Genomic DNA, 6,219 nt, shown 5'->3' with positions numbered 1-6,219 from the left:
CGATTGCCCCGTCCTGGCTGGGCCGAGGAGCGCAGACGTAGGCGGATCAGGGATCGCGCTTGTYTGAGCGAAGCGAGTTTGCGCGAGACCCCGCCGTAGTCGAGCACCGCAGGTTGCCCGAAGCGAAGCGTAGGGACCCAGACTGCGGGTCGCCTTTCTTTTGCTTACTTTTCTTTGGYGAAGCAAAGAAAAGTGAGTCGCATGCCGGGCGATCCCGGCTCCGGAACCTAGAACACCTCAGGCTCCAAAACGACCAAGAGCTTCAACCCTTCGACAAGGTCCTAGCCCCCAATCAACCCACCAGCCCTGAGCATCCCCACCACCCCAACCAAAATCCAGAACAGGTTCAGCAGCGAATAAGCCGCATCACGCTTGAGCAGCGAGCACCATGACAGCATGACCGCATCGACGGTGTTGAAAGCCCAGACAAACAGAAACGGGCTGGCCGGCCCCATCCAGCTGACCAGCCCAAAGCTGAAGATGCGCATCAGCACACCGATCATTTCGATGGTCCGGATGTTGTCCCGGATAAAGCCGTTGACCACGGCGGACAGGCCCAGGCGGGCGGCAGGCGCGGCGGCAGCGCCGCTCAAGGTTTCACCGCCACGGCATTGACCAGGGTTTCCTCGCGATCGGCCGGCAGCGGCCGGCCTATCCACTCCAGAAAGCCCAGGTCGGGCCGGCTCCACCACAGGTAGGGCAGCGAGACGCGCGCATCCGGCAGTTCGAAGCCGGCGCGCCTGACCATGGCGATGTACTCGGGCGCGGTGCGCTGCACGTCCATGGGATGGCGGAACAGCACGCGTATGGGCAGCGAATGGATGTACTTGCGCGTCGACTCGGCGAACAGCAGCACGCCCCCGGGCTTGAGCACCCGGAAAAACTCGGCCATGGCCTCTTCCTGGGCCACGATGTGGTGGAAGGTCTGGTGGCAAAAGACCATGTCGAAATGTTTGTCGGGCCACGGCATGCGCGAGGCGTTGCCGGCGTGCAGCTCCACCGGGCTGGCGCAGGCCCTGGCCTCGGCGCCGGCGCGCTGCTGCAGGTCCGGGTCCATGTCCATGCCGACAATCAGCTGCGGGGAAAAGCGCTTGGACAGCTCGGCAAACGAATGGCCGAAACCGCAGCCGACGTCGAGCACCCGGTCGTAGCGCGCGCCGGGCGGCAGCAGCGTCTGCAGGTCGTTCAAGGCGCGGTTCAGCACATGGACCTTCCAGGTCATGGTGCGCAGGAACCAGTTGCCGAAGCCGGTCTCCTCCACAAATGCGTCGACGGCCGACGTGGCGTTCATGGTCATTCAACTCCCCCCTTGTGTCGATTCTTCTGGGCCAGGTCAGCGGACTGCCTGACAGGCATAGTCTATGGCCATGCCGTGTGCCGGGCCGAACGGGTCGCCAGCCCCTGTTGATGCACCGATTGTCCGGCAAGCCGGGCAGGTCAATGAGGCAATCCGGCTAAAAAAGAGCTTATGGAGCCGATGGGCCTAAACCTCCTTCCTTTGGAGGGAAGGTTCGGATGGACGCGGCCCTCTTGCTCCTTCCCCCTTTGGGGGAAGGTTGGGATGGGGGCCTGCAGCGATGGATGCTAAGGCCGGCTGTGGATCACAGGCTGGAGAGCCCCCATCCCCGCCTTCCCCCAGTGGGGGAAGGAGCAAGAAAACACGCGGGCACCCCTGGCAAACGGAGTCAGCCCGCCCACCACTCCCGCATGGCACGGGCAAAGGCCCGCGTGCGCTCAGGCGAAGGCGCGGCGACGCGCTCGCCCGCCACAAACACCCCGCCAAACGCCGCTCCCGGGCTGGAAAACACCAGCGCATCCAGCAGATGGCCGGCGGGCACACCCAGCAGCGCGGGGGATTCCAGGTCCAGCGTCACAAAATCGGCGCGGTGGCCGGGCGCCAGGCCGGCCTGCATGCGGCCTGTGGCGGGAAAGCCACCGGCCAGCGCGGCTTCGAACAGGCCGGTCGCGCTGCTTTCATTCCCAAAGACGCGCGCGGCAATGTTGCGCTGGCGCAGCGTGAGGCGCTGCGAATATTCAAGCAGGCGCAGTTCTTCGGGCCAGCTGCGCGTGACGTGACTGTCGGAGCCTATCGACCAGCGGCCGCCCGCCGCGGCATAGGTCGGCAGGTCGAACACACCGTCGCCGAGGTTGGCCTCGGTCGCGGGGCAGATCACGATGGCCGCGCCCGTGCCCTGCACGCCCTGCAGTTCGGCCGGTGTGGCGTGGGTGGCGTGCACCAGGTTCCAGCGGGCATCGACGCCGGCGTTGTTCAGCAGCCATTCGATCGGGCGCTGGCCGGTGTGTTCCAGGCAGTCCTCGACTTCCTGCGTCTGTTCGGCGATGTGGATGTGCACCGGCAGGCCGGCCTCCTTGGCTGCAACACTGAGTTCGTGCAGGGCGGCCGGCCCGGCGGCGCGCAGCGAATGCGCGGCAACGCCGACGTTGATGCGCGCATCGCCTTGTGTTTGCCGCTGCACCTGCTCGACCACGCGCATCACGCTCTCGGGCGTGGAGGAAAACCGGCGCTGGTCTTCGCGCAGGCCCGCGGCCTTGAAGCCGGAGCGCATGTACAGCGTGGGCAGCAGGGTGAGGCCGATGCCGGTGCGCTGCGCCGCCCGCACCAGGGCCAGCGACATTTCGGCCGGGTCGGCGTAGGTCGCGCCGCTCACATCGTTGTGCAGGTAATGGAAATCGCAGACCTGGGTGTAACCGCCGGCCAGCAGCTCGGCATAAAGCTGGATCGCGATCACCTCGAGCTGCTCCGGCGTGATGCGGTTGGCCGCGCTGTACATGCGGTCACGCCAGCTCCAGAAATCGTCGGACGCATGCGCACCGGCGCTGCGGCGCTCCGTGAGGCCGGCCATGGCGCGCTGGAAGGCATGGCTGTGCGCATTGACCAGGCCGGGCAGCACCGGGCCGGGCAAACGTGTTACGCCCTGCTGTTGCTGCGCCGTGGCGCCGGGCTGGATGCTTTGCCAGCATCCGTTGGCGGCCACCGTCAACAGGACGTCTTTGGCCCACGCACCTTGCACCCAGGCCTGGGGCGCGAAAAAGGTCTTGATGCCGCTGCTCACCATCATGGCGCCTCAGGCGTAAAGATGGTTGGCGGCCTGCAGCGCGCCGGCCACCATATTCCTCAGCAAGGGCTGCACCTGCCAGGCCAGGGCCTCGTCATAGTCGTAGGGCGGCACTTCCTGCATGTAAAGGCTTTGACACATCTCGAGCTGTACGGCGTGCACGTCGTCGGCCGGCCGGCCGTAGTGGCGCGTGATGTAACCGCCCTTGAAGCGGCCGTTGACGGCGGTGCTGATGTGGGGCACGGCCTCGCAGGCCTGCACCACCGCAGCGGTGATGGATTCATGCGCACTGGCGCCGCTGGCGGTGCCGATGTTGAGGTCGGGCAGCTTACCCTCGAACAACCACGGAATGTGCGAGCGTATGCTGTGCGCGTCCCACAGCAGGGCAAAGCCGTGCTGCGCTTTCAGCCGTGCCAGTTCGGCGGCCAGCGCCGAATGGTAGGGCTGCCAGTAGGCTTCGCGCCGCCGCGCCCGCTCTTCGGGGCCGGGCTCCTGACCGGGTTTGTAAAGCGGCGCGCCGCTGAAAAACCGCGTGGGGCACAGTTCGGTGTTGGACGCACCCGGGTACATGGGGGCATCGTCGGGCGGGCGGTTCAAATCGATCACATAACGCGAGTAGCGCGGCCGCAGGATGCTGGCGCCCACCACGCGGCAGTTGTAGAGCCGATGCAGATGCCAGTCGGTGTCCTCGACCTTGAGCGCTTCGGGCGTGTAGCCGCCCTGCAGCTCGGCCGGGATCTCCGTGCCTATGTGCGGCATGCTGACCAGCAGCGGCACGCTTCCTTGCTGCAGGGTGAAAACTTCGCTGAACTCACTCATGGGATCTGAACCTGAAAAACGGTTTGGGGGCGCGGGTTGGAATACAAGACCGCAAAAACAAGACAGCTCAACTCCGGGACAACACGGCGTGAAGGAAATCGCGCGTTCGCGCCTGCGTGGGGTTCGTGAAGATGATATCGGGCGGCCCGGCTTCGATCAAGGCGCCGCCATCCATCACCACCACCACATCGGCGACCTCGCGCGCGAAGTCCATTTCATGGGTCACCACCATCATGGTCATGCCCTCGCCCGCCAGCAGCTTCATGACCTGCAGCACCTCACCCACCAGCTCGGGGTCCAGCGCCGAGGTGGGCTCGTCAAACAGCATCAGTTGGGGTTGCATGGCCAGCGCGCGGGCAATCGCGACCCGCTGCTTCTGGCCGCCCGACAGGCTGGCCGGCATGGCATGGGCTTTTTGCACCAGGCCCACCTTGTCGAGCAGCGCCAGGGCTTCGGCTTCGGTTTGCTGCCTGGACAAGCCGCGCACCTTGCGCGGGCCGACGGTGATGTTGTCGATCACCGACAGGTGCGGAAACAGGTTGAAGGACTGGAACACCATGCCGACGTCTTCGCGCAAATGGTTCAGCGCCTGGTCGTCCAGCATACGGCCGGCATCGGCCAGCACGCGGCCGCAGATCTCGACCCGGCCGCTGTCGGGTGTCTCCAACCCGTTGCAGCAACGCAAGAACGTGCTCTTGCCGGAGCCGCTGGGCCCGATGACAACCACCACCTGCGAGGGCTGGACGTCAAAATCAATGCCGTGCAGCACCACGTGCTCGCCGAAGGACTTGCGCAATCCCCGGATGGTGACGATGGGTTTGCTATCGACAGGTTCTGGCGTGTTCATTGCACCATGCCTCCGGCGCGCAGCCGCTGCTCGATGCGGCGCAGCGCCAGCGTCGTCAGCCCGGTCAGCACAAAATACATGACGGCAATCACGAGATAGACCTCCAGTGAACGGTAGGAAACACTGATGATTTTTTGCCCCTCGTGCATCAGCTCATGAATGGTCAGCAGCGACACCAGCGCGGAGTTCTTGATCAGCGCGATGAATTCGTTGCCCAGCGGCGGGATCATGCGAACCAGCGCCTGCGGCAGGATGATGTTGCGCATGGCAGTCCCATAGGACATGCCGATAGAGCGCGCGGCCTCCATCTGGCCCTTGTCGATGGATTGGATGGCGCCGCGCACGATCTCAGACACATAGGCGCCGGAATAAATGCCCAGGCCGATCACGCCGCACAAAAACGCCGGCAGCATGATGCCGAACTGCGGCAGGCCGAAAAACAATATGAACAGCTGCACCAGCAGCGGCGTGCCGCGTATGGCCGCCACATAGCTGGTGCACAGCGCATAGACCACGCGCCTGGCCGGATTGAGGCGCCCGATCCCCACCAGCAAGCCCATGATGCAGCCGAGCACCAGGGCCACCGCCGTGATTTCCACGGTCACCAGCGCACCCGACAACAGGTTGCGCCACCCCGCGAAAGCGGGGGAGAAATCGAGTTCCATCCGATGCGCTCCCGGGTTTTCTTGTTTTCTTATTTAGCAGTGGCTGGAGCCGTGGTGTTGCTGAACCACTTCTTCACGATCTGCGCGTAAGTGCCGTCGGCCTTGAGCTTGGCCAGGGCGCCGTTGACGGCTTTGGTCAGCTCGGGCGTGTCCTTGCGCAGCGCCATGCCGTACTCTTCGGTGGTGAGCTGCTGCTCGAGCACGCGCTGGCCGCCGCGGGTGCGCACGTACTGGAAGGCGGCCGGCTTGCCGGTCACGGCCGCGTCGGCGCGGCCGATGTCGACCAGGTTGAACATTTCCTGGTTCTTCTCGACTTCCACCAGCTGCACCTGCGGATAGTTGGCGGCCAGGTAGCTCACCGACTTGGTGCCCACCTGCACGGTCACTTTTTTGCCGTTCAGGTCGGCCAGTGTCTTGATGGCGGTATTGCCTTCCTTCACCATGGCCACCAGGCCGCCCGCATAGTAAGAGTCGGTGAAGTCCACGACCTTCTTGCGCTCGTCGGTGATGTAGATGGCCGACACCGCCATGTCAAAGCGCTTGGACACCAGCCCGGGGACCAGGCCCTTGAAGTCGATGTCTATCCACTCGACGCGCTTGTTCAAGGTCTTGGCGACGGCTTCCACCAGCTCGATGTCAAAGCCGGTGCGTTTACCGGCTTCAACATATTCCATGGGCGGGAAGGTGGCGTCGGTCCCGACACGGAGCACGTCCTGCGCATGTGCGCTGAAAGCGGCCAGGCCGAGGACGGCAAGGCAGGAGGCAAGGAATTGGCGACGAAAGTTCATGGGGTCTCTCCAGGGGGTTAAAT

General features: G+C 64.7%; 7 protein-coding genes. All 7 read right to left on the bottom strand.

What is annotated here, in order from left to right:
• Positions 1–281: 281 nt before the first annotated feature.
• Positions 282–593, bottom strand: a complete 312-nt coding sequence (locus AC1D1Y_RS21635) for a hypothetical protein (RefSeq protein WP_477684158.1) — start codon at positions 591–593, stop codon at positions 282–284.
• Positions 590–1,297, bottom strand: a complete 708-nt coding sequence (locus tag AC1D1Y_RS21630; RefSeq protein ID WP_477684157.1) for a class I SAM-dependent methyltransferase — start codon at positions 1,295–1,297, stop codon at positions 590–592. The genes AC1D1Y_RS21635 and AC1D1Y_RS21630 overlap by 4 nt, the downstream gene beginning before the upstream one ends.
• 388 nt (positions 1,298–1,685) lie before the next feature.
• Positions 1,686–3,080 carry a formimidoylglutamate deiminase gene (locus tag AC1D1Y_RS21625; protein ID WP_477684156.1) on the bottom strand — a complete coding sequence of 465 codons (1,395 nt, stop codon included), beginning with the start codon at positions 3,078–3,080 and terminating at the stop codon, positions 1,686–1,688.
• Positions 3,081–3,086: 6 nt separating this feature from the next.
• On the bottom strand, positions 3,087–3,896 hold the full coding sequence (gene hutG, locus AC1D1Y_RS21620) for an N-formylglutamate deformylase (RefSeq protein ID WP_477684155.1): 810 nt from the start codon (positions 3,894–3,896) through the stop codon (positions 3,087–3,089).
• A gap of 67 nt (positions 3,897–3,963) precedes the next feature.
• Positions 3,964–4,743, bottom strand: a complete 780-nt coding sequence (locus tag AC1D1Y_RS21615; protein ID WP_477684154.1) for an amino acid ABC transporter ATP-binding protein — start codon at positions 4,741–4,743, stop codon at positions 3,964–3,966.
• Positions 4,740–5,408 (bottom strand): amino acid ABC transporter permease, encoded by a 669-nt coding sequence (locus AC1D1Y_RS21610; protein WP_411883756.1) that lies wholly within the window; start codon positions 5,406–5,408, stop codon positions 4,740–4,742. The genes AC1D1Y_RS21615 and AC1D1Y_RS21610 overlap by 4 nt, the downstream gene beginning before the upstream one ends.
• Before the next feature lie 29 nt (positions 5,409–5,437).
• The gene (locus AC1D1Y_RS21605; protein ID WP_477684153.1) at positions 5,438–6,196 is read right to left on the bottom strand and encodes a transporter substrate-binding domain-containing protein; all 759 of its coding nucleotides are present in this window, start codon (positions 6,194–6,196) and stop codon (positions 5,438–5,440) included.
• Positions 6,197–6,219: the final 23 nt, after the last annotated feature.

The sequence above is a fragment of the Polaromonas sp. P1_G1 genome (assembly GCF_056405595.1).
This window is presented reverse-complemented; position numbering and strand designations above follow the sequence as displayed.